Source organism: Streptomyces sp. NPDC002490 (genome assembly GCF_040296045.1).
Taxonomy (GTDB): domain Bacteria; phylum Actinomycetota; class Actinomycetes; order Streptomycetales; family Streptomycetaceae; genus Streptomyces.
Genome location: NZ_JBEOWM010000077.1, coordinates 1 through 21,665, shown reverse-complemented (window position 1 = coordinate 21,665; position 21,665 = coordinate 1). Strand labels below are relative to the sequence as shown.

General features: G+C 74.7%; 17 protein-coding genes, 5 tRNA genes and 1 riboswitch. Of the genes, 8 read left to right on the top strand and 14 right to left on the bottom strand.

Features of this window, described 5'->3' with window-relative positions:
* The first annotated feature begins 94 nt into the window (after window positions 1-94).
* Window positions 95-685: a hypothetical protein gene (locus ABT092_RS29315; protein ID WP_351249216.1), complete on the top strand. Its 591-nt coding sequence runs from the start codon at window positions 95-97 to the stop codon at window positions 683-685.
* Here the strand turns inward: ABT092_RS29315 and ABT092_RS29310 are convergent.
* The 7 genes from ABT092_RS29310 to ABT092_RS29280 form a co-directional block, all read right to left on the bottom strand.
* Complete coding sequence (locus ABT092_RS29310; protein ID WP_351249214.1) at window positions 642-1,187, bottom strand: hypothetical protein; 546 nt, start codon at window positions 1,185-1,187, stop codon at window positions 642-644. The genes ABT092_RS29315 and ABT092_RS29310 overlap by 44 nt on opposite strands.
* Before the next feature lie 260 nt (window positions 1,188-1,447).
* Complete coding sequence (locus tag ABT092_RS29305) at window positions 1,448-2,356, bottom strand: DNA-processing protein DprA (protein ID WP_351249212.1); 909 nt, start codon at window positions 2,354-2,356, stop codon at window positions 1,448-1,450.
* A 237-nt stretch (window positions 2,357-2,593) separates the two neighbouring features.
* A tRNA-Phe gene (locus ABT092_RS29300) sits at window positions 2,594-2,670 on the bottom strand.
* Window positions 2,671-2,692: 22 nt separating this feature from the next.
* Window positions 2,693-2,767: transfer RNA gene (locus ABT092_RS29295), tRNA-Asp, on the bottom strand.
* A 30-nt stretch (window positions 2,768-2,797) separates the two neighbouring features.
* A tRNA-Glu gene (locus ABT092_RS29290) sits at window positions 2,798-2,870 on the bottom strand.
* Window positions 2,871-2,994: 124 nt separating this feature from the next.
* A complete protein-coding gene (locus ABT092_RS29285) occupies window positions 2,995-3,345 on the bottom strand; it encodes a metallopeptidase family protein (protein WP_351249210.1) in 351 nt (116 codons plus the stop codon).
* Between the two features lie 40 nt (window positions 3,346-3,385).
* Window positions 3,386-3,970, bottom strand: a complete 585-nt coding sequence (locus tag ABT092_RS29280; protein WP_351249209.1) for a hypothetical protein — start codon at window positions 3,968-3,970, stop codon at window positions 3,386-3,388.
* Between the two features lie 507 nt (window positions 3,971-4,477).
* Here ABT092_RS29280 and ABT092_RS29275 point away from each other — a divergent pair.
* Complete coding sequence (locus ABT092_RS29275; RefSeq protein ID WP_351249207.1) at window positions 4,478-6,751, top strand: DEAD/DEAH box helicase; 2,274 nt, start codon at window positions 4,478-4,480, stop codon at window positions 6,749-6,751.
* Window positions 6,752-7,007: 256 nt separating this feature from the next.
* Window positions 7,008-7,083, top strand: a tRNA-Lys gene (locus ABT092_RS29270).
* A 260-nt stretch (window positions 7,084-7,343) separates the two neighbouring features.
* Here ABT092_RS29270 and ABT092_RS29265 read toward each other — a convergent pair.
* Window positions 7,344-7,655 carry a hypothetical protein gene (locus ABT092_RS29265; RefSeq protein WP_351249205.1) on the bottom strand — a complete coding sequence of 104 codons (312 nt, stop codon included), beginning with the start codon at window positions 7,653-7,655 and terminating at the stop codon, window positions 7,344-7,346.
* 9 nt (window positions 7,656-7,664) lie between these two features.
* The gene (locus ABT092_RS29260) at window positions 7,665-7,820 is read right to left on the bottom strand and encodes a hypothetical protein (RefSeq protein WP_351249203.1); all 156 of its coding nucleotides are present in this window, start codon (window positions 7,818-7,820) and stop codon (window positions 7,665-7,667) included.
* Window positions 7,821-8,026: 206 nt separating this feature from the next.
* Here ABT092_RS29260 and ABT092_RS29255 point away from each other — a divergent pair.
* The 4 genes from ABT092_RS29255 (at window position 8,027) to ABT092_RS29240 (ending at window position 12,100) form a co-directional block, all read left to right on the top strand.
* Window positions 8,027-8,100 (top strand) — tRNA-Met (locus tag ABT092_RS29255).
* A 147-nt stretch (window positions 8,101-8,247) separates the two neighbouring features.
* Window positions 8,248-9,399 (top strand): PP2C family protein-serine/threonine phosphatase, encoded by a 1,152-nt coding sequence (locus tag ABT092_RS29250; RefSeq protein ID WP_502968535.1) that lies wholly within the window; start codon window positions 8,248-8,250, stop codon window positions 9,397-9,399.
* A 293-nt stretch (window positions 9,400-9,692) separates the two neighbouring features.
* Window positions 9,693-9,837, top strand: a riboswitch (cyclic di-AMP (ydaO/yuaA leader).
* A gap of 10 nt (window positions 9,838-9,847) precedes the next feature.
* The gene (locus ABT092_RS29245; protein WP_502968534.1) at window positions 9,848-10,954 is read left to right on the top strand and encodes a M23 family metallopeptidase; all 1,107 of its coding nucleotides are present in this window, start codon (window positions 9,848-9,850) and stop codon (window positions 10,952-10,954) included.
* A gap of 201 nt (window positions 10,955-11,155) precedes the next feature.
* The gene (locus ABT092_RS29240; RefSeq protein WP_351249201.1) at window positions 11,156-12,100 is read left to right on the top strand and encodes an aldo/keto reductase; all 945 of its coding nucleotides are present in this window, start codon (window positions 11,156-11,158) and stop codon (window positions 12,098-12,100) included.
* A 204-nt stretch (window positions 12,101-12,304) separates the two neighbouring features.
* On the opposite strand, the gene ABT092_RS29235 is transcribed toward ABT092_RS29240, so the two are convergent.
* The 4 genes from ABT092_RS29235 to ABT092_RS29220 all read right to left on the bottom strand — a co-directional run bounded on the left by ABT092_RS29235 (window position 12,305) and on the right by ABT092_RS29220 (window position 17,444).
* Window positions 12,305-13,708, bottom strand: coding sequence for a PrsW family intramembrane metalloprotease (locus ABT092_RS29235; RefSeq protein WP_351249199.1), 1,404 nt, complete (start codon window positions 13,706-13,708; stop codon window positions 12,305-12,307).
* 41 nt (window positions 13,709-13,749) lie between these two features.
* The gene (gene trmB, locus ABT092_RS29230; protein ID WP_502968533.1) at window positions 13,750-14,607 is read right to left on the bottom strand and encodes a tRNA (guanosine(46)-N7)-methyltransferase TrmB; all 858 of its coding nucleotides are present in this window, start codon (window positions 14,605-14,607) and stop codon (window positions 13,750-13,752) included.
* Window positions 14,608-14,646: 39 nt separating this feature from the next.
* Window positions 14,647-15,885, bottom strand: coding sequence for an L-2-hydroxyglutarate dehydrogenase (gene lhgD / locus ABT092_RS29225; RefSeq protein ID WP_351249197.1), 1,239 nt, complete (start codon window positions 15,883-15,885; stop codon window positions 14,647-14,649).
* Between the two features lie 134 nt (window positions 15,886-16,019).
* Complete coding sequence (locus ABT092_RS29220) at window positions 16,020-17,444, bottom strand: NsdA family TPR-like regulatory protein (protein WP_351249195.1); 1,425 nt, start codon at window positions 17,442-17,444, stop codon at window positions 16,020-16,022.
* A 1,009-nt stretch (window positions 17,445-18,453) separates the two neighbouring features.
* Between ABT092_RS29220 and ABT092_RS29215 the strand changes: the two genes are divergently transcribed.
* Window positions 18,454-20,610: an asparagine synthase-related protein gene (locus tag ABT092_RS29215; protein ID WP_351249193.1), complete on the top strand. Its 2,157-nt coding sequence runs from the start codon at window positions 18,454-18,456 to the stop codon at window positions 20,608-20,610.
* Window positions 20,611-20,623: 13 nt separating this feature from the next.
* On the opposite strand, the gene ABT092_RS29210 is transcribed toward ABT092_RS29215, so the two are convergent.
* On the bottom strand, window positions 20,624-21,665 hold a 1,042-nt coding region (locus tag ABT092_RS29210), incomplete at its 5' end, for an NPCBM/NEW2 domain-containing protein (RefSeq protein WP_351249191.1).

Sequence of the window (21,665 nt, the reverse complement as noted above, 5' to 3'; positions counted from 1 at the left end):
GGCTGGGTGGTCATGTTGAACGGGTACGTGAACGGCTCCTCGGGGCCCGGCTCGGCCCCGAGGAGGAGCGGCAGCGCTGCGCTGGGCGGCGGTGGTGTGCGCCGTCCCCCTCGCGTTCGCCCTGGACGACCCGGCCGCCGGCACCACCGCGACCCTGCCGTTCCCGCGGACGCTGCGCCGGCTGCTGCGGCTGGCCCTGGTCCTCGTCCCGCTGGCCGCGCTCTGGACGGGGTGCGGGCTGCTGCTGGGGCACGCGCTCGACCCGGCCGCCGGCCCCGGGCTGGTGGCCGGGCTGTCCCCGGAGGCGGGCGCCCTGGCTGCGGTCACGGTCCTGTCGGCCGCCTTCGGGCTCCGCCTCGGCGGCGGCGAACGGGGCAGCCCCCCGGCCCTGCCGTGCGCGGTGCTGCTGGCCCCGGCCCTCGCCCTGAGCCCGGTCGGCGCCGGCGCGTTCGCCGTGCCGGACGGCGCGTCCTGGGCCGCGTCCCGGTGGCTGTGGACGCTGGCGTTGGTCGTCACCGCCGGCGCCGCGGGCGCACTCCTCGGCGAACAGCGCCCCCGGCGCGGGGTGACCCACGGAAAAGGCCCCGCCGGGAATCCTCCGGTTCAAGAGGGTGCACGGCCCCCAGCCAAGCTGATGTACGTCATCCCTCCTGGGCCAGATGCTCACCTACCGGGCAAACCGTGACGTCGTATGGACGGGTGAGCTGCTCGGTGATGAAGGCCGCGTTCGCACCCCAGTCCGGACGCAGGCGGCGAGCGAGAACCAGGCCCGTCACGTGCAGCGCGCCGGCTTGTCTCAGAGCCGCTGCGGCGGATTGGAAGTGGCTGCCAGTCACCCAGGTGTCGTCGAAGAGCACGACATGACAACCACGGACCACGCCGCCGTGGCTCACGGCGAAGTAGTCGGGCCGGAAGGCCCTTCGCTGATCACGGTCTCCCCGCTCCACAGGCGACGCAGACAGCGGGACGGCAGGGACACCCGGCAGTAGATAGCTCACGAGGGCTTCAATCGGGTGCGGCGACGGCCGGCCGCTGAGCGAGGGCACCACCGCGAAAGCGTCGATGGGCCCAAGGCGTCCGGCGTCCAGGCAGGCGCGGTGCATCAGACCGAAATGCGCGGCCAACCCTGCCACCCGCATCCACGACGGGTTCGTCGGACCGGGCGAAGCGGCCTTGTACCGGTGCATGTCCCAGTCGGACTGGCGGCCCGCGACCGAGTACGCCGCGAAGACGACTCGGTCTGCCGCCTGCGTCCTGAGCGCCGCTGCCTGTCGGCTGTGGGCCGTGCAGGTGGCACACCACCGCCGGTCATCGCCGGGCTGCGGCTCGGCGCACGCCTCACAGATGCCGCGGAGGGAACGGACCGGGGCCAGAAAGTGATCGACGAATCGAGTGCGGGCAATGATCTCGGTGGCACGCGCACCCCGCCCACCCCTCGGTTCGGCTGTCACGGCAGGTCGACGAGGTCCCGAAGCAGACGGTCGACGTCCGATGGACGGCGCACGATGTCGTCCAGCACGGCCAAGGCGCCGTCAACGTCGTCAACGACATGGACGTCCGGGCGGTCCAGCAACTCACGCGCCCAGTCGTTGCCGTCGAGGACGGAGCGCATCAAAACCACCGGACGGCCGTGCTCGACGGCCTTGCGGGCCTGGATACGGGTACCGCTACGCGGGCCGGCTGCCACGATCACCGTGGCCAGGCCGTACGCCGACATCGTGCCGTTCCGGCGCGGAAAGGTCGTCTTCGAGGGCGGAGTCTCCGGCCAGAAAGGGGAGAGTACGAGGCCAGAGGCGACGACCCTGCGGTGCAGGTCCAGATTCTCGGGTGGATAGGCGTGGTAGACCCCAGTACCGATCACACCGACTGCGCGCCCGCCCGCCTCCAGCGCGGCCACAGTCGCCGCAGTGTCGATGCCCGATGCCAGTCCGGACACCACGCTCAAGTTGCGCTCGACCAGTCCGCGGGCGATGAGGGCAGCGTCAGCGAGAGCCTTCCGCGAGGCATTGCGCGAGCCGACCACCGCAACCCCTGCATCGGCGGGCAGCACGGTGCCGCGGGTGAAAACCAGCCCGGGTGCGTCGAAAGCGCTGCTCAGCTGATGTGGGTAGCCCGGCTCGGTCAGCGCCCGCACCCCGATGTCCTGCGCCGCCCAGCGTGCCAGCGCGACACGGGCAGCAGGCAACTCTTCGTCGGTGGTGCCGCCGAACAGTGAGGGCTGCTCCTTGCTCAGAAGCCGGCAGGCGCTGCCGACCTCAATCACCCGGGCCATGGTCTCCCGCTCCTGCTTTTCCGTAAGAGCACGCCGGAGCAGCACGACCATGGCTGCCTGCTCATCCCCCCAGCGCTCCTGCATACCTCCGACGATACTGCCCACACCCGTCAGTGCCATGGCCCATCGCCCGACAGCACGGGTTCCGCGCGGGAGCGGCCGGGGCTCAGTGCTCAGGAACCCGCCGCAGTCCCGTGCTGACGTGTCAGCACCATGTCAGCAGATGAAGCCGCCGGGGTCCGATTGCTGTCAGGGGTGGTCCTTGCTGGCGCATACAACGAGAACGTCCCGGACGGTATACCGTCCGGGACGTTCTCAAGATGGTGGCTGGGGCCGGGATCGAACCGGCGACCTATCGCTTTTCAGGCGATCGCTCGTACCAACTGAGCTACCCAGCCACGCAGCCCGCTAGGGCTACAGCGGTCCTGACGGGATTTGAACCCGCGGCCTCCACCTTGACAGGGTGGCGAGCACTCCAAACTGCTCCACAGGACCTGGATGTGTGACGAGCGAACTCGCACACGGTGCCCCCAACGGGATTCGAACCCGTGCTACCGCCTTGAAAGGGCGGCGTCCTAGGCCGCTAGACGATGAGGGCTATCGGCCCGCCTGCGCGCTTTCCAGCGCGTCGGGGACGTGAGAAGCATATGGGATGGCGGGAGGTATCGCCAAAACGGTTTGTGGGAGGGGGTGCGGCCCGGCCCGACCGGCGCCCGTCCCCCTCAGCCCCAGCCGAGTTCGTGGAGGCGGTCGTCGTCGATGCCGAAGTGGTGGGCGATCTCGTGCACCACGGTCACCGCCACCTCGTGGACCACGTCCTCGGGGGTCTCGCAGTAGCGCAGCGTCGGCCCCCGGTAGATCGAGATGCGGTCGGGCAGCACGCCCGCGTACCACTCGCCGCGCTCGGTCAGGGGGGTGCCCTCGTAGAGCCCGAGCAGTTCGGGGTCGTCGGCGGGGGGCTCGTCCTCCACGAACACCGCCACGTTGTCCATGACCCGGGTCAGTTCCGGCGGGATCGTGTCCAGCGCCTCGGCCACCAGCTCTTCGAACGCCTCTCGCGTCATCTCCAGCACCCCACCATTGTCCGGGACGGACGCCGCGACGGCCCCGGGGTCACGCCACCCGGTCGCCCGCCTGCGGCGAGGGCTCCGTGCCGAGCGGTCCGGAGGCCGTCGCCTGGCCCTGCGGCGGCGTCTCCTGGTGCGCCGAGGGCGAGGGTTCCGCCGGTGCGGGCTCCACCGGCTCGGGCGAGGGCGGGGCCGGGTCCGGCGCCGGGGGTGCGGCGGGGGTGGTGCGGGGCGGCGCGGGCGGCGGCTCTGGCGGTCGGGCGCTGGGTGCGCCGGGCGCCACGGGCCGCGGCGGGCGGGTGGCCCGCACGGGCGGCGGTTGTCCGGGGGTGCCCGGCCGGGTGGCTTCGGGGGTGGCGGAGGCGGGGGCGGAGGGGAGCACGGACTCGGTCGCCTTCGGGTCCCCGCTGTGCTGGGTCTTCGCGTCCCGCGGTCCGGAGTGGTGGTCGTAGTCGCCGACGCCCGAGGGGCCGCCGTCGGTCTCCACGGCGCTGCCCCGGACCGGGGGTCCGGGGGAGGGCGTGCGGCCGTCCGGCCGGGCGGTCTCCCCGCCGACGCTGACGCAGCCCGTGGCGGCGACCAGCGCCGCCGCCAGGGCGGCCAGGCGAACGGGTACGGACAGGGAACGCACGGGCCACCTCCGGGGCGGGCGAATTGACTACGGTTGTCCAACTCCCCGTCCGGGCGCGAGGACACGGAGCACGAGGAGCGGGGGATCGGGCGGCCCTCGCCCGTGACGGGCCGGCCGGCGTCCGCGCCGGGCCCGTCTCGCGCCAACTCCCGTGCGGGGAAGGGGGGAACGGTGTCCGTCCGGACTGTTGCGCGGGGGCGGACGGGGCGCTTGCTGGCGGCTTGGGGGCCTTGGGGTCGTTGGTGGCGTTGGCAGGGCTTTGCGGGATCTCGGGGAGGGGAGTGAGGGGGGTCACGCCACGCGCATTTGCCTCGGCGGGGCCAAGGTGCGTATGGTGGTAGATCGTTTGATCCCATTTGCCCGGCGCACTCCTCGACAGAGCGAGGAACGAAGCGCGCCGCGTGTGGCGCGTACTCCCTTGCCGTGGCCTAACCGCATTGAGGCGGTCGCTAGCAGCTTCACGGAGTTTGGGCGCGTGCCGTGAACTCCGGAAGGTTCGCATTTCGCATGTCCGTTTCCCCCGCTGACCGTGTTCTCGACGTGGCCGTAGAGCCCGTGGAGCCCGCAGAGTCCGTAGAGAACACCGAGGCCATCGAGGCCACCGAGAGCACCGAGGACGCTGCGGCCCCCGCCGTCGAGACCGCGGTGGAGCCCACCGGGTCCGTCGAGTCCGACGACTCCGCGGAGAACGCCTCCGCCGAGGACGACTCGCCCGAGGCCGCCGTCGAGGACGCCGTCGAGGACGAGCAGGAGCCCACCATCACCTTCGGTGACCTGGGCCTGCCCGAGGGCGTCGTCCGCAAGCTCGCCCAGAACGGCGTCACCACCCCGTTCCCGATCCAGGCCGCGACCATCCCGGACGCGCTCGCCGGACGGGACATCCTGGGCCGCGGCCGCACCGGCTCCGGCAAGACCCTCTCCTTCGGCCTGCCGCTGCTGGCGACCCTCGCGGGCGGCCACACCGTGAAGAAGCGCCCCCGCGGCGTCATCCTCACCCCCACCCGCGAGCTCGCGATGCAGGTCGCGGACGCCCTCCAGCCCTACGGCGACGTGCTCGGCCTGAAGATGAAGGTCGTCTGCGGCGGCACCTCCATGGGCAACCAGATCTACGCCCTGGAGCGCGGCGTCGACGTCCTGGTCGCCACCCCCGGCCGACTGCGCGACGTGATCAACCGCGGCGCCTGCTCGCTGGCCGACGTCAAGGTCGCCGTCCTCGACGAGGCCGACCAGATGGCCGACCTGGGCTTCCTGCCCGAGGTCACCGAACTGCTCGACCAGGTTCCGGAGGGCGGCCAGCGGATGCTGTTCTCCGCCACCCTGGAGAACGAGATCGACACCCTCGTCAAGCGCTACCTCAACGCGCCCGTCACCCACGAGGTGGACCCCTCGGCCGGTGCGGTCACCACCATGACCCACCACATCCTGATCGTGAAGCCCCGCGACAAGGCCCCGGTCACCGCCGCGATCGCCGCGCGCAAGGGCCGCACCATCATCTTCGTGCGCACCCAGCTCGGCGCCGACCGGGTCGCCGAGCAGCTGCGCGACGCCGGCGTGCGCGCCGACGCCCTGCACGGCGGCATGACCCAGGGCGCCCGCACCCGCACCCTCGCCGACTTCAAGGACGGGTACGTCAACGTCCTCGTCGCCACCGACGTCGCCGCCCGCGGCATCCACGTCGACGGCATCGACCTGGTCCTGAACGTGGACCCGGCCGGCGACCACAAGGACTACCTGCACCGCTCGGGCCGCACCGCGCGCGCCGGCCGCTCCGGCACGGTCGTCTCGCTGGCGCTGCCGCACCAGCGTCGGCAGATCTTCCGGCTGATGGAGGACGCGGGCGTCGACGCCTCGCGCCACATCGTCGGCGGCGGCGGGGTGTTCGAGCCCGAGGTCGCCGAGATCACGGGCGCCCGCTCGATGACCGAGGTCCAGGCCGACTCGGTGTCCGGCGCCGCCAAGCAGGCCGAGCGCGAGGTCCAGGACCTGGCCAAGCAGCTGGAGCGCGCCCAGCGCCGGGCTGCCGAACTGCGCGACGAGGCCGATCGGTTGATCGCCCGCGCGGCCCGCGAGCGCGGCGAGGACCCCGAGACGGCCCTCGCTGAGGCGGCCGAGGCCGCTGCGGCCGAGCCCGCCCCGCAGGAAGCGCCGGTGGCCCCCGTCGCCGAGGAGCGCCCCTCGCACGAGCGTCGTGACGACCGCGGCGGGTTCCGCCGTGATGACCGTCGTGACGGTGACCGTGGTGGTTTCCGTCGTGACGAGCGTCGTGACGACCGTGGGCGTGGTGGTTTCGAGCGTCGTGACGACCGTCCGGGCTTCCGCCGTGACGACCGTCGTGACGGCGACCGCGGAGGCTTCCGCCGCGACGAGCGTCGTGACGACCGCGGCGGGTTCCGTCGCGATGACCGCCGTGACGAGCGTCGTGACGGTGACCGTGGTGGTTTCCGTCGTGACGAGCGTCGTGACGACCGTGGGCGTGGTGGTTTCGAGCGTCGTGACGACCGTCCGGGCTTCCGCCGGGACGACCGTCGTGACGGCGACCGCGGAGGCTTCCGCCGCGACGGCGACCGTCCGGAGCGCGGTGGGTTCCGCCGGGACGAGCGCCCGTCCTCCGGCCACCGCAGCGGCCACGACCGCCCCTTCAACCGCGACCGTCGTGACGACCGCCCCTCGGGCGGCCACCGCACCGGCGGCCACGACCGCCCGTACGGCCGTCGTGACGACCACCGGGGCGCCGGCCTCAACCGCCGCGACGACAAGCCGCGCTGGAAGCGCAACGGCTGACCCCGGGTCCGTTCGCTGAACCGGGTGCCCGCCCCTCGTGCCGCCTGTTCGTCAAGGGGCGGCACCCGGTTCGCCGTTGTTCGGGTGCGTGCCCGAAAACCAGCACGCACCCGGACGCCGATGGTGTCAGGATGAAGGTGCGCCCCGTGGCGGCGGCCCCGGCCCCTCGTCCACCCGGCCCACCGGACGCCGACCCCGCCACCACCGGGGGACAGGCCCCGCCTGTCCCTGGTGCCCCGCTATGCTCTGCGGGTAGGGGCCGTTAGCTCAATTGGCAGAGCAGTGGACTTTTAATCCATTGGTTGTGGGTTCGAGTCCCACACGGCCTACCATCGGCAGCCAGGGAAACCCTCTGACCTGCGACGGAGCGCCCCGACCGGTTTCCACCGGTCGGGGCGCTCCGTCATTCCCGGCCGCGGGCGCGCGGTGAGGGACCGGACGAACGGGGCGTCGGCGACGGGCTCCGACGCCCCCGCGTCCAACGAGCGGGCGGCTGCACGGCGTTGTCGAGCGCAACGGGCGGCGCGTGAGCGCCGCACGGGCCCACCCGCTCCGCACGGGACCGGACGGCCGGGCCGGCCCCCCGGCGCTCTCACAGGAACTTGTTGCGGCCCGCCCCCGGGCCGGCGGCGGAGCGACGGCCGCGGGCGGGTCGGTGGCCGCGGGGGGCGCGGCGGTCGCCGTCGAGGCCGGCGGCCCTGCGCGCCCAGCGGGCGAGGGTCTCGGCCGGGAGGCCGACGCTGTCGACGATGCGGGCCGCCTTCTCGCGGCAGGCGGGTTCCTGGCAGGCGACCGGGTCGGCGGGTTCGTCCCGGGCTCGGGCGACGGGGCCCGGGGGGAGCGGCAGGGGGGCGGGCGGAAGGTACCGGGCGGTGCAGCCCAGGCAGACGTACCAGGTGCGCATGTGCGTCTCCTAGTGGGATTGGCCGGTCCCGGTGCAGGTCCCGCAGGCCCCGGTCCACCGCCGCACCAGGGGCGTCTGGCTGCCCTCCTCGTCGGTCTCGACCGTGTGCTGTTCGTGTTCGGTGAGTCCGGTGCCGCCGCACGCCGGGCAGGTCTCGTCACTCATGGGCCCAGGATGACGGGCGTCGGGCGGCCACCGTCGAGAATCCGCCGCATCGCCACCCGAACCGGGCAGCTCCCGCGGTGCGCCCGTTGACCGGGTGCCGGGTCCGCCGGGCGGGGGTCGTCCGGTGCGCCGGGCGGGCGGGTGGGCGGTAGCGGAAAAGGCGTGGTCGGAGGGGTCCGGACGTGGTGTAGAGTTGGGCTTACCGACGCGGGGTGGAGCAGCTCGGTAGCTCGCTGGGCTCATAACCCAGAGGTCGCAGGTTCAAATCCTGTCCCCGCTACTCCGTACGAAGGCCCGGAAGCCCTTGCTTCCGGGCCTTCGTCGTGTGCTGCCCTCACCCGTACGGCCCGTACGGGTCGCTGCCGGCCCGGGCGGGGGCCAGCCTGGGACGGGCGGCGATCGGTAGGCAGGCGGCGGGAGACGGTACGTGGGCCACGGAGGTGCACCGACCGAGGAGGAGTCCGCGGAGGCCGGGGCCCGTGCGCGGACGGGTGTCGGCGGGCGTCATCGCCGGGCCCGCCGGGGCAACCGGTTCGTCCGGGCGCTTCCGCTGCTGCTGATCGTGGCCGGGGTGTTCTACGACGAGCTGACCCCGTCCCGGATCACCGCCGCGCCCCTGTTGGCCGCGGCACCGCTGGCCGCCGCCCCCTTCTACGGGCTGCTCGGCACGGTGGCCATCGGGCTCGCGGCCTGCGCCGCCATGATCAGCGAGCGGTGGGAGGACGGGGACCTGGGGCGGGCCGAGTCCTTCACCGACCTGGCCACGATCGTCGTGGTGTCCGTCCTGGCCGTCGTGATCAACCGGCTCACCCGCCGCAGCAGTGCCCGGCTGGCCTCGGCCCGGGAGGTCGCGGAGGCGGCCCAGCGGGCCGTGCTGCCGGAGCCCGCGGCCCGGATCGGCGGCTTCGACATCGCCGCCCGCTACGAGGCCGCGCAGGCCGACGCGTCCATCGGCGGTGACCTGTACGCGGTGCAGGACACCCCGCACGGGGTCCGGCTGGTGGTGGGTGACGTGCGGGGCAAGGGGATGGGCGCGGTGTCGGCGGTGGCGGTGCTCATCGGGGCCTTCCGGGAGGCCGCGGAGCAGGAGGCGACCCTGGAGGCGGTGGCGGGTCGGCTGGAACGCGCCCTCGCCCGGGAGGGGGTGCGCCGGCGCGAGGTCGACGACTTCGAGGGGTTCACGACCGCGGTGCTCGCCGAGCTGCCGCACGGTCAGGACGTGGTGCGGATCCTCAACCGGGGGCATCCGACACCGCTGCTGCTGGTCCCGGACGGGGGGCTGACCGTGGTGTTCCCGCGCCGTCCGGCACTGCCGTTGGGCATGCTCGACCTGGGGGTGTGGCCCGACTCCTGCGACCAGGTGGACTTCCCGCCGGGGACGACCCTGCTGGTGTACACCGACGGACTGTCCGAGGCCCGGGACGGGCGGGGGGAGTTCTTCGATCCGGCGCGGTGGCTGCGGGGCCGGGCCTTCCCCGGCCCGGAGGAGCTGCTGGCCGCCCTCACCCAGGAGGTCGTCCGGCACACGGGCGCGGGACCGGAGGACGACCTCGCCATGTTGGCGGTGCGACGGCCCTGACGCCCCCGGCGGCGGGGGCGGTGCCCCGCCGTCCGGCGGCCTCCCATCAGCCCCCTCACCCCCTGTAGTCACGGCTTCGCTTTCCGATAACAACTGAGTATCCGTCAGGGAAAAAAGTGCCTCGCCGAGGAATATTGTCCGACCGCCAACTCGCCCGTATCCGCCCCTCCGTGTCCTGATAAGTCCCTGCTGTGAGCGCTAACGATCACTCGGAAGCGCTTGGAATCCGAGCCCCGGGTCTATTAACGTTCGATAACGCAGCGCGGTCGTCCCAGCCGTCACAGAGGCGGCTCCGTGCGCACGCGCCGAATCCCGCGAGGGAACCGGGGAACCACCACCTTGGGGTGAATCGGGCCGCCTTCTCGTGAAGGCGACCCGTAGGAGACCTTCCTGCTCCGAACCCGTCAGCTAACCCGGTAGGCGAGAAGGAAGGAAGGAGTACGCCTCAGTGGCGTCCAATCGGCCTGCCCCCGAAGCCCCTCACGCATCCACGACCGTCGAGGACGGGACCCATTCCCCCTACCAGCGGGTGTACGGCCCCGAGGTCACCGAGGGCGAGGCGCGGGAGGTCTGGAACCCCACCGCCGACACCGTCCGACCGGTGCGCGGTCGCCACCGCGTCGCCAAGCAGCGCGGCGGGCTCGCCCGCAGCTCCACGGTCCTGGGCGTCGGCGTCATCGCCGCGGTCGGCGCGGGCGGCATCGCCACCGCGCAGGGCGGCAAGCCCCCCATCAAGATTTCGATGCCCGACCTCGACCTCGGCTCGATCATGCCCGGGGACTCCGCCGAGGAGCCCCAGCAGAAGGCCGCCGCCACCCCCGCCGTGGCCCCCCTGACCGGTGCCGGCGTCACCACCGCCGACGCCGCCCGGGGCGCCACCGACGCGGGCGAGGCCCTGCGCACCCGCATCCTCCAGCAGGCCGAGCAGCAGCAGGACCAGGCCGAGGCCGCGGCCCGCGCCGCAGCCGAGAAGGCCGCCGTGAAGAAGGCCGCCGAAGCCGCCGCCAAGGCGGAGGCCAAGGCCAAGGCCAAGGCGGAAGCCGAAGCGAAGGCCAAGGCGAAGGCCAAGGCCGAGGCGGAGCGCAGGAAGGCGGAGGCCGAGGCGAGGGCCAAGGCCGCGCAGGCCGAGAAGGAGCGCCTCGCGAAGCTCGCCAAGAGCTTCACGCTCCCCCTCTCCTCGTACACGCTGACCTCCTCCTACGGGCAGTCCGGTGCGATGTGGTCCTCCGGCGCCCACACCGGCCTCGACTTCGCCGCCGGCGCCGGCACCCCGCTGAAGGCCATCGGCAGCGGCACCATCACCCAGGCCGGTTGGTCCGGCTCGTACGGCTACCGCACGGTCCTCACCCTCGACGACGGCACCGAACTCTGGTACGCCCACCAGTCGTCCATCGGCGTGAGCGTCGGCCAGAAGGTCACCACCGGCCAGTTCATCGGCTCGGTGGGCTCCACCGGCAAGAGCACCGGCGCCCACCTGCACCTGGAGGTCCACCCCGGCGGCGGCGCCGCCGTCGACCCGGCCGCGTTCCTGCGCGGCAAGGGCCTCAGCCTCTGACCCTCCCGGGTCCGCGGCCCCCGTACCCACCCGTCACCCCCACCGGCGCCCGGCGCACCTCCGCACGCGGTCGTGCGCCCGGTTCCGCGACGGGTGTCCCCCCACACCGCGAGAGCGCCGGCGGACCGGGTTCGTCCCCTCGACGCACCAGGTCCGCCGGTCCGGGGAAGGCGTTGCCGGCCAGGGGTGTTGACTAGCACCATGACCACTCTGCGCCCGCTCGGTCCGTCCGGCCTCGACGTCTTCCCGCTCGCCCTCGGCGGCAACGTCTTCGGTTGGACCGCGGACACCTCCCAGACCTTCGCCGTGCTCGACGCCTACGCCGACGCGGGCGGCAACTTCCTCGACACCGCCGACGCCTACTCCGCCTGGGCGGACGGCAACCGGGGCGGCGAGTCCGAAACCCTGATCGGCCGGTGGATGGCCGCCCGCGGCAACCGCGCGGACGTCGTCGTCGCCACCAAGGTCGGCTCCCACCCCGACTACAAGGGCCTCTCCGCCACCACCGTCAAGGCCGCCGCGGACGCCTCCCTCACCCGGCTCGGCACCGACTACATCGACCTGTACTACACCCACTTCGACGATGTGACCGTGCCGGTGGAGGAGATCGTCGGCGCCCTGGACGACCTGGTCCGCGCCGGCAAGGTCCGGGCCGTCGCCGCCTCCAACATCAGCCCCGAACGGCTCCAGGAATCACTGGACTTCTCCGACCGCGAGGGACTGGCCCGCTACGCGGTCCTCCAGCCCGAGTACAACCTCGTCGCCCGCGACAGCTACGAGGGCACCCTCCAGCAGGTCGCCTCCCGCAACGGGCTCGCGGCCGTGCCCTACTTCTCGCTCGCCGCGGGCTTCCTCACCGGCAAGTACCGGCCCGGCACCCCCGTCGACAGCGCCCGCTCCGGTTCGGCCTCCCGCCACCTCGCCACCGACCGCGGCCGGCGGGTGCTCGCCGCCCTCGACGCGGTCGCCGCGGAGCGGGGCGCCGAGCCCGCCACCATCGCCCTCGCCTGGCTGGCCGCCCGCCCCACGATCGCCGCCCCGCTGGCGAGCGCCCGCACCCCCGAGCAACTCACCGCCCTCCTCGCGGTGGCGGAGCTGGAACTCACGGACGCCGAAGTCTCCCTGCTCACCGAGGCGTCCGCCTGACGCCCGCCCGTGCCCGCTCCGGGTCCCGGCCCGCTCGCGGCCCGGGACCCGGAGCGGGCACGGCCTGCCGTCCACGCGTTCGTGCCACTGCGGGTCCCGGTCGTGGTGGAGGAGCGGGCCGTCCTCGCCCGCGCACTTCACCCGCTGCGCCGAGCGCACGGCGAACCGGGCCCGGGCCGGCGTCCACGTCCGTGGCCGTGCCGGTCAGCCCTGCCCCTCGGCCGGCCGGCCCGGGGCGGTGCCCGGCGCCGGCACGGGCGCCCCGGGGGACGGCGGCCCGTAGCCGGGGTGCCCGTGGGGGAACCGGGCGCCGTAGCCGTACGCGGGCGGCGGCAGCACCGACCAGGGCGCGGTGAGCAGGGCGCCGTGCACCAGGGACGGACGCACGGCGTGCCGGCGGTCCCACAGGGCGTCCAGCAGCCGGCGTTCCCGGGCGAGGAAGTCGGGGCCCGCGGCGCCGCGGGCGCCCCGGTGCCGGAGGAGCGCCAGCGCGGTGGCGTCGTCCTGGTAGGCGCGGACCGTGCGGCGCAGCGGGGCGCCGCCGTGGTGGCGGGCGTGGTCCAGGGCCAGGGTGCGGGCGCGCAGCGAGCCGAGGGCGAAGGGTTCCGGGAAGGCGAGCCAGCCCGCCGCGACGTAGTCGGGCAGCACCTCGCGCAGGACCTTCAGTTCCCGTTGCCGGGTCCGGAGCGTCCACCAGGTCACCACGCCGAACACGGGCACCATGAACACCCCGTACACCAGGAAGAATCCGGCGTCGCCGAAGGTGGTGGACCCGTTCCACAGGGCGTGCAGCCCCATGGCGAGGAGCAGTCCGACGGCGGGGGCCAGGGCGCGCCGCACGCGTTGCCGGGGCGGCAGCAGTGCGGCCAGCCCGAAGCCGAGGCCGGTGACCACGGTGAACAGGGGATGGGCGAACGGCGACAGCACGACCCGGACGAGGAAGGTCATCAGGGTGAGGGAGGCCAGCCCGGTGTCCCCGCTGGTGCGGTCGGTGTCGAAGGCGGTGCCGAGGTAGAGGACGTTCTCGACGAACGCGAACCCGGTGGCGGTCACTCCGGCGACCACCACCCCGTCGAGGAGGCGGGTGAGGCCCCGCCGGTGGAACACGAAGACCAGCAGGATGGCCGCGGCCTTGGCGGACTCCTCCACCACGGGGGCGACGACCGTGGCCCCCAGGGTGTCCGCGCCGTCCGGGTCGGCGGTCTCGTCGGCTATCCAGTGGACGGCGTAGCTGTTGGCGACGATGGAGATGAGCGCCGCGGCGCAGGAGCCCCAGGCGAAGCAGAAGGCGGTGTCCCGCCAGGGCCGCGGCGCCACCCGGTTCAGCCAGTGGAAGGCGGCCAGCAGCAGCGGCACCGGCAGCACGGCCAGAGCGAGCCCCACCAGGAACCCCGGGGTCCCGGTCTCCTCGCGGACCAGGGCCAGCAGCACGGTTCCGCACAGGGCCAGCACCCCGGCGCCCGCCCCGATCGTCACGCGCCGCCGCCGCCACCAGCGCGCGCGGGGCGGCGCTGCGGGCGGGGCGGCGGGAAGGTCGGGCAGGGCGGCGGGCGCGGGACCGGGCGGAGCGCCGTCCCCGGTCGGGCGTCGCGCGGGAGTGGTGGCCATCGCCACGACCCTACGGTGCCGTCCGCCCCGGAGGCGATGCCCTAGCGGTCGTCCCCGGCCCGCACCGACCTGCGGAACAGCACGTCACGCACCACGTGCCCCTTCTCCAGCCCCTGGCCCTCGAAGCGGGTGCGCGGTCGGAACGCGGGTCGGGGTGCGAAGCCGCCGTCGGCTTGCACGTTCTGGAAGTCGGGGTGCGCGGTGAGCACCTCCAGCATCTGCTCGGCGTACGGTTCCCAGTCCGTCGCGCAGTGCAGCAGGGCGCCCGGCTTCAGCCGGCTCGCGGCCAGCGTCAGGAACTCGGGCTGGACGATGCGCCGCTTGTGGTGCCGCTTCTTGGGCCAGGGGTCGGGGAAGTACACGCGCAGCCCGTCCAGGCTGTCGGGTGCCAACATCCGGCTGAGCAGGATGATCGCGTCCCCGTTGGCGACCCGGACGTTGTCCAGGCCCGCCTGGTCGGCGAGGCCCAGCAGATGGCCCTGGCCGGGGGTGTGGACGTCCACGGCGAGGATGCCGGTGCCGGGGTCCTCGGCGGCCATCCGCGCGGTGGCCTCGCCCATGCCGAAGCCGATCTCCAGCACCACGGGCAGCCCGCCGAAGAGTTCGTCGAGGTCGAGGACGCGGCTGCCGTCGATGTCGAGGCCCCAGGCGGGCCAGAGGCGGCGGATGGCGTCGCCCTGCCCCCGGGTGACCCGGCTGCGGCGGGGCTGGAAGCTGCGGATGCGCCGGTCGAAGTGGGCGCCCGCGGGGTCGGGTGCGGGGCCCTCGCCGGGCGGGAACATCCGCGACCGGGCGGCCGGGCCGGGTGCTGCGGTCGGCTCGGGGTCCGCGGGGGCCGGGCCGGGTGCTCCGGTCAGCGGGGCGCGGGGACTCTGGAGTGATTCGTCATGCTCGGACACAGTGCCTGCGATTCTACGAAAGGCCGGTGCACCGCCGGCTCAGTCGTCGATGGCGGTCAGCATCCGCAGCGCCCGGCCGGCGACCTCCCGTCCGATCGGCAGGGAGGCCGTGGCGGCGGGGGAGGGGGCGTTCAGCACGTGGACGGTGCGGGGGCCTTCGCGCAGCAGGAAGTCGTCGACCAGGGTGCCGTCCCGCAGCACGGCCTGGGCGCGGACGCCGGCCGCGGTCGGTATCAGGTCGTCGGCGGTGACCGAGGGCAGCAGTCGGCGCACCGCCCGGGTGAACGCCTTCTTCGACAGGGAGCGGTGCAGTTCGCCGCCGCCGTAGCGCCAGTGGCGGCCCGCGATCCGCCAGGAGCCGGGCCAGGACAGGGTGCCGGCCAGCTCCCCGGGGTGCAGGGTGCGCCAGTCGTAGCCCTCACGGGCGAGTGCGGGGACGGCGTTGGGGCCGACGTGCACCCCGCCGTCGATGCCGCGGGTGAGGTGCACCCCGAGGAAGGGGAAGGCCGGGTCGGGCACCGGGTAGACCAGTCCGCGCACCAGCTCGGGCCGGGCCAGCTCGTAGTACTCGCCGCGGAAGGGGACGATCCGGACGTCGGGGTCGTCGCCGCTGAGCCGGGCGATGCGGTCGCAGTGCAGCCCGGCGCAGTTCACCAGCACCCGGCCGCGCAGCACCTCGCCGGTGGCGGTGAGCACGGCCACCCCGCGGTCGGGCCGGCGGTCGATGCGGACGACCTCGGCGCCGTAGCGGATCTCCGCGCCGGAGTCCTCGGCGAGCCGGCGGGCCACCGCCGGGTAGTCGCAGATCCCGGTGGTGCCGACGTGGATCGCGGCGATGCCCCGCACCGCGGGTTCGGCCTCCGCGATCTGCGTGGGGCCCAGCTCGCGCACCGGGATGCCGTTCTCCCGGCCGCGTTGGACCAGGCCGTGCAGCCGGGGCAGCTCGGCGCGGCCGGTGGCCACGATCAGCTTCCCGGTGACCTCGTGCGGGATGTCGTGCTCGGCGCAGAACTTGACCATCTCGGCGGCGCCGGTGACGGCGTACCGCGCCTTGAGGGAGCCCGGGCGGTAGTAGACCCCGCTGTGGATCACCCCGCTGTTGCGGCCGGTCTGGTGGAGGGCGGGGCCCGCCTCCTTCTCCAGCACGGTGACCCGGGTGCCCGGGGCAGCCCGGGTGATCGCATGGGCCGTGGACAGCCCGACGATACCGCCACCGATCACCAGCACATCGCAGTCGTACGCCACCACGCGCCTCACCTCCCGCTCCCGATAATGCACTGTGCCACTGACAGCGGTGTCAAACCCGACCGGGTCGGTTTTGACGCAGGTCACGTCGGCACGGGGCCCGGGCGGGCTCGACGGGGGCCGCGGAAGGGCCGGCGGACGGGGCGCCGACCGTCACCGGGGCCGGGTCAGGCCGGTGCCATCAGCAGCGGTCGGGCCCGTTCGCGCAGCTCGACCACCCGGGGTTCGTCCCCGTAGGGCTCCAGGCGGTGCAGGAGGTCGCGCACGTACTCGGTGGTGCGCGCGGAGGAGATCCGGTTGGCGACCTCCACGGCGCGCACGCCCTGGGCGCACGCCGCGTCGAGGTTGCCGGACTCCAGTTCGGCGACCGCGGACACCACCAGCCGCAGCCCGTGCGAGCGGACGAACTCCTCGGTGGGCTGGGACAGGGCGTGCTCGGTGAAGCGCCGGACCTCGCGGGGGGCCTTGAGGTCGCGGTAGCACTCGGCGGCGTCGGCGGCGAACCGGTCGTAGGAGTAGAAGCCGAGCCAGGTGGGGTCGTGGTCGCCGTCGCGGGAACGTTCCAGCCAGCCCTCGGCGGCCTTGAGCGCCGTCCCGGCCGCCGCCGCGTCACCCGCCCGGGCGTGGGCGCGGGCCTCCACCAGGCGGAAGAAGCTCATGGTCCGGGCGGTGGCCAGGCCGCGGTTGCGCTCCAGGGCGGCCTGCGCGAGGTCGACGCCCTCGTCGCCGAAGCCCCGGTACGTCGCCTGGAGCGACATCGAGGCCAGCACGTACCCGCCGAGCGGGACGTCCGCCGCCGCCCGGGCCAGCCGCAGGGCCTGGATGTAGTACCGCTGGGCGGCCTCCTGCTGCCCGGTGTCGAAGGCCATCCAGCCGGCGAGCCGGGTCAGTTCCGCGGCGGCGCCGAACAGGGCGCGGCCCACCTCGTCGGAGTAGGAGCCGAGCAGCAGCGGCGCGGCCTCCACCCTTAAGCACTCGGGCACCATCGAGGAACGCCAGTCGCCGCCGCCGTACTTGGAGTCCCAGCGGCGGGCGTCCTCGGCGGCCTCGCGGAGCTTGGTGACGTCGCTGTGGCCGACCTTCAGCGCGGAGCCGCTGTCCTCGGCCGGGTTGGCCTCCCGGGCGACGGAGTTGTCGGCGGGGGTGATCAGCCAGCGGGAGGTGGGCGTGGCGTACGCGCTCACCGCGAAGGAGCCGGCGAGGGACTGCCAGATGCCGCCGCTGCCGGCCCGCCGTCCGGCCAGGTCCAGCCGGTACAGCTCGGTCGCCGACTTCACGGCGGCGCCGACGTCCCGCGGGAAGGCGAGGCCCACCTCGGGCGCCGGGTCGGCGTCGGCCAGGCCGATCTCGTGCAGGGGGACCGGGCGGCCCAGCTTCTGGCCGATGGCGGCGGCGATCAGGTGCGGGGCGGCGCCCTGCGGCACCATGCCCTTCGACACCCAGCGGGCCACCGAGGTCTTGTCGTACCGCAGCGTCAGACCGCGTTGGGCGCCGAGGTCGTTGACCCGGCGGGCGAGTCCGGCGTTGCTGATCCCCGCGAGGGCGAGTACGGCGCCGAGCTTCTCGTTCGGTCCGCGTTGCTCCCTGGACATGCGCCACCCCTCGACACAGACGGCCGCCGCCGCGGTGCTGACCGCGCGGCATTCGCGTCGCGCCTCCCGGGGGCGTACCGGGTGCCGGCCGCATGAGCGGTTGGCCGTACCCAGAGGTATATGCCCCTGTGAAACACAGACACACACAGCGTAGTTCGGCGCATCCCATGCGTTAAGAGGCATAGTTCCGGATGGCGAGATTGTGGTGGCGACCCCCGTCCGCCCCCCGATCACTGTGTGCTCCACACGTGTGGCCGTGCGCCCGTCCGTGCGCTCTTCTCCGTCCGGGGGCCGGTGGGTTCCATGGATGGTGCGTGGGTCGGCCCGCTGAACAGGTTCCAGTGGGCTGGGGGACACCGCCGCCTTCATCCCCGCGGGTGGCGGACCGGTCCGGGAGGCGAACACCGCCTCCCGGACTGCACGTTGTGTCCACACGGGTCCACACGGGAGCCCTCGGGGCGCTTCGGCTCGCCCAAGTTGGCCGAATATCGCCCCTGTTGCCGTTGATTCCGCAAGCTCTTCGCGCAGGAACACCCCCGTGCGCGCCGTCCGTTCCGTGCGCCGGAGCTCCGGTCCCGCGCCCACTCCCCGGGGGAGGAGCCCGCGGCGCCGGCGGCCAAGCGCCCCCAGAACCACCCGAACCCGGGTCCGCGCCGGGGCGCGGACCGGTCGGCGACCCGACCCGTCCACCGTATACACCCGATCGACGACCCGACCGCACCGGCGGGGTTCGGATGAGCCGCCTCCCGGCCGACGAACCGTCACCCCTGGTCGCGCCGCCCGCTCCCCGGGGCGCTCAGGGAGCGGACGGGGGGCGCGTGCAGCGCGCAGCTCTCCGGCCCGTGCGCGTCCGCCGTCCCGCGCGCCGGTGTGCGGAGGGGCCGCGCACCACGACCCGGGAAGCCGGCCGGGAGGCGCTCCCGCGCTCCTCCTTCGTGGCAGCATGGTCCGGGTCCGTGGTTCCTGGTTCCTGCGGTGCACTGGTTGTCCACAGCTCGTGGAGGCGTCGATGCGGTGGTTGGTGGGGTGGAGCACGGCCGCCCCGAGCAGGTCCGGACCGGGGTGTGCGGGCACGGTCGGTGCGGACGGCGAGACCCTCCAACCCGTGGGCGCCCAACTCCTGTGGGCCGACCCGGACCCGCTCTGGGCGGTCGGCGACTGGCGCCCGGACGAGATCCGCACCCTCACCGTCGACGCCGGGACCCGCCTCGCCGTCCTCGGCACCTGCGGCGCCTCCGACGACGAACTGCGCCACGGACTCCTGGTCGCCCGCGGCGGCGCGCTGCGCCACCTCACCGCCTGGTCCGGCAGCTACACCGCCGTCGTCCAGAGCGGCCGCCGGGTCACCGTCGCCGGCGACCTCGCCGGTGCCCGGCCCGTCTTCCACACCGCCTGGTCGGGCGGCACCGCCTACGCCACCGCCGCCCTCCCGCTCGCCGACCTCGTCGAGGCCCACCTCGACGTCGGCCACCTCGCCGCGCTCCTCGCCACCCCCGACGTCCCCGAGGCCCTGCACGACTCCACCCCCTACCTCGGGGTGCACCGGGTACCGCCCGGACACGCGCTGATCCTGCGCCAGGGCGCCCGCGAGATCGCCGGGTACGACCCCGTCACCTCCCTCACCGTGGCCGCGCCGCCCATCGACGCGGCCAGCGCCGTGGACGGGGTGCGCGAGGCCCTGGTGGAAGCCGTCCGGGCCCGCCTCTCCGCCCCCCGGCACGTCCCCGGCGCCCTCACCGACCCCGGTCCCGTCCCCGGGATGGGCCCCGCCGACCGCCGGGCCGCCCGCGGCACCCCCGCCCCCGGCGTCGGCGCCGACCTGTCCGGCGGCCCCGCCTCCGCCACCCTCGCCCTGCTCGCCGCCGGCCTGCCCGGCGTGCCCGGCACCGTCCGCGGGCACGGCACCGGCGGCGGCGAACGCCTCCTCGCCGTCACCTTCAACGACCTCGCCGCCCCCGCCGCCGACGAGCGGGCGCAGGACGACGAACTCGCCCGCGCGGGCGCCCTCGCCGCCGACCCCCGCCTCCACCACGTCGTCGTCGCCGGCACCGAACGCACCCTCCCCTACGTCGACCTGGACGGCCCGCTCACCGACGAACCCGGGCCCGGCCTGGTCACCGCGGCCCGGCACCGGGCCCGGCTCGCCGCGGGCAGCGCCGACCACCTCACCGGCCACGGCGCCCGCCAGGTCCTCGACGCCCACCCGGCCCGCCTCGCCGACCTCCTCATCGACCGCAAGCGACGCCATCTGATCCGGCCCGTCGCCGCCCTCGGCAAGGTCGACGGCAACGGCTCCCTCGGCCTGCCCGGGGCCACCCGCGCCTACGTCGCCGCCCGCCGCCTCGCCCGCACCCCCCACCGCGCCGGCATCGACGCCCTCGCCGACCGGCTGCTGCGCCGCCGCCCCGAGGAGCCCGGCGGCGAGGGTCCGCTGCGGGCCTTCCTCGCCGCCCTCACCTGGGCCCGCCCGGGGCCCGCCGCCCCCTGGCTCACCGGCGAGGCCCTCGCCGAGGTCGCCGCCCGCCTCCAGAGCGGCGCCGGCCGTCCCGGGCCGGGGCCCGGCCTGCGCCCCGGGGAGTTCCGCGCCCGGGCCGCGCTCGCCCGGCACGCCGCCGGCCTGCGGATCCTGGAACAGGCCGCCGAGGTCCGCTCCCAGCGACTGCACGCCCCGTTCCTCGACAACCAGGTGGTCCGCGCCTGCCGGGCGCTGCCCGAAGCGCTCCGGGTGCGCCCCGGCGCACGCGCCGACGTCCTGCGCACGGTCCTCGCCGACTCCGGGATCTCCCACCTGCCGCCCGGCTGGGGCACCCCCGCGCCCGCCCCGCGGACCAGCGCCGCCCGCACCGGGCTGGGCACCGCCCTCACCGACCTGCTGGACCTGTTCGGCACCCCGTTGCTCGCCGACGCCGGGCTGGTGGAGGCCCGGACCGTCCGCAAGGCCCTGCGGGCCGCCGCGGAGGGCGCACCGCTGCCCCCGGACGCCCTCGCCGGCCTCGCCGACCTGGTCGCCGTCGAACTCTGGCTGCGCCGGCTGCTCGCCCGCCGCGGCACCTGCTGGACCGGGACGCCCGGCCGGCAACGGGCGGTGCCCACCGGCTCGGTGGCCCCCGACCGCAGTGCCCTCGGTGCCGCCCGCGGCGCCCTGGGGGCCGGGGCCCGTCCCTGAGGGCGAACCGCCCTCAGCAGGTGAACCGGGACTGCGCCCAGGTGGAGAGCACCAGGGTGTCGAACACCGTGTGCGGTTCGACGACCAGGCGGATCGTGGACCGTCCGGTCAGGTCGACGTGGACCGCGACGCCCGGCCGGCCCGCCTTCACCATCGGCGAGTGCCACATCCGTTCCCCGTCCGCGTACACCGCGAAGCGCACCTTGCCGCCGCCGAGTGCGAGGTCGTCCACGCCGACGACGGCGTCGTAGGACCGGCACGCGCGGTTGAGGTCGATGGTCACGGACGACTGCCCGTGCACGGTCACCCCGTGCGGGTAGGGCTGTCCGGCGATGGACGGGCCCCGCCGCTGCCACACCCAACTGCTCTCGCCGGGACGCATCTCCGGTCCGGTGCCGTCGCCGAGGCCGGCGTAGCGCAGTTCGCTCCACTCGTAGACCTCCGGGGCCGGCGGCGGGGTGGAGGGCGCGGAGGAGGACGTGGGCTCGGGGCGGGGGGTGGGCGCGGGCTTCGGAGAGGGGGACGGGGAGGGCGCGGAAGAGTTCGGCTCGGGCTCCGGTTCGGCGGAGGCGGAGGCGGACGGGGCGGCCTCGGGCTCGGGCCCGGGCTCGGGCGTGGGTTCGGGGTCCGGTTCCGCGGCCGGTGGCTCCGCCGGCTCCAGGGCGGGCGGGGCTTCGGCTTCGGCCTCGGCGACGGGTTCCGCGGCCGCTGCCGGTCCTTCCGGGGCCGGGCCCGCCACGGGCGGCGGGGCGACGGGTGCGGCCGGTGCCGGGGTGGGGGACACCGGTTGCGGCCGGGCGACCGGCGGAGCCTCACCCGGCTGGGAGACCGGCGGTTGGGCGCGCGGCTCCTCGGGCCGCGCCCCCTCGTTGCCGACCAGGGCGAAGGCCACCGCGACGGCCGCGGCCAGGGCGAGTGCGGCCCCGATGCCCGCCTTGACCGGTCCGCCGACCGCCTCCGACAGGCCGCCGCCCCCGAACACATCGACGCCGCCCGCCACCACACCCCACACCTCCCCCAGGACGACTACGGCACGCTGCTGCGGACCGCCATCG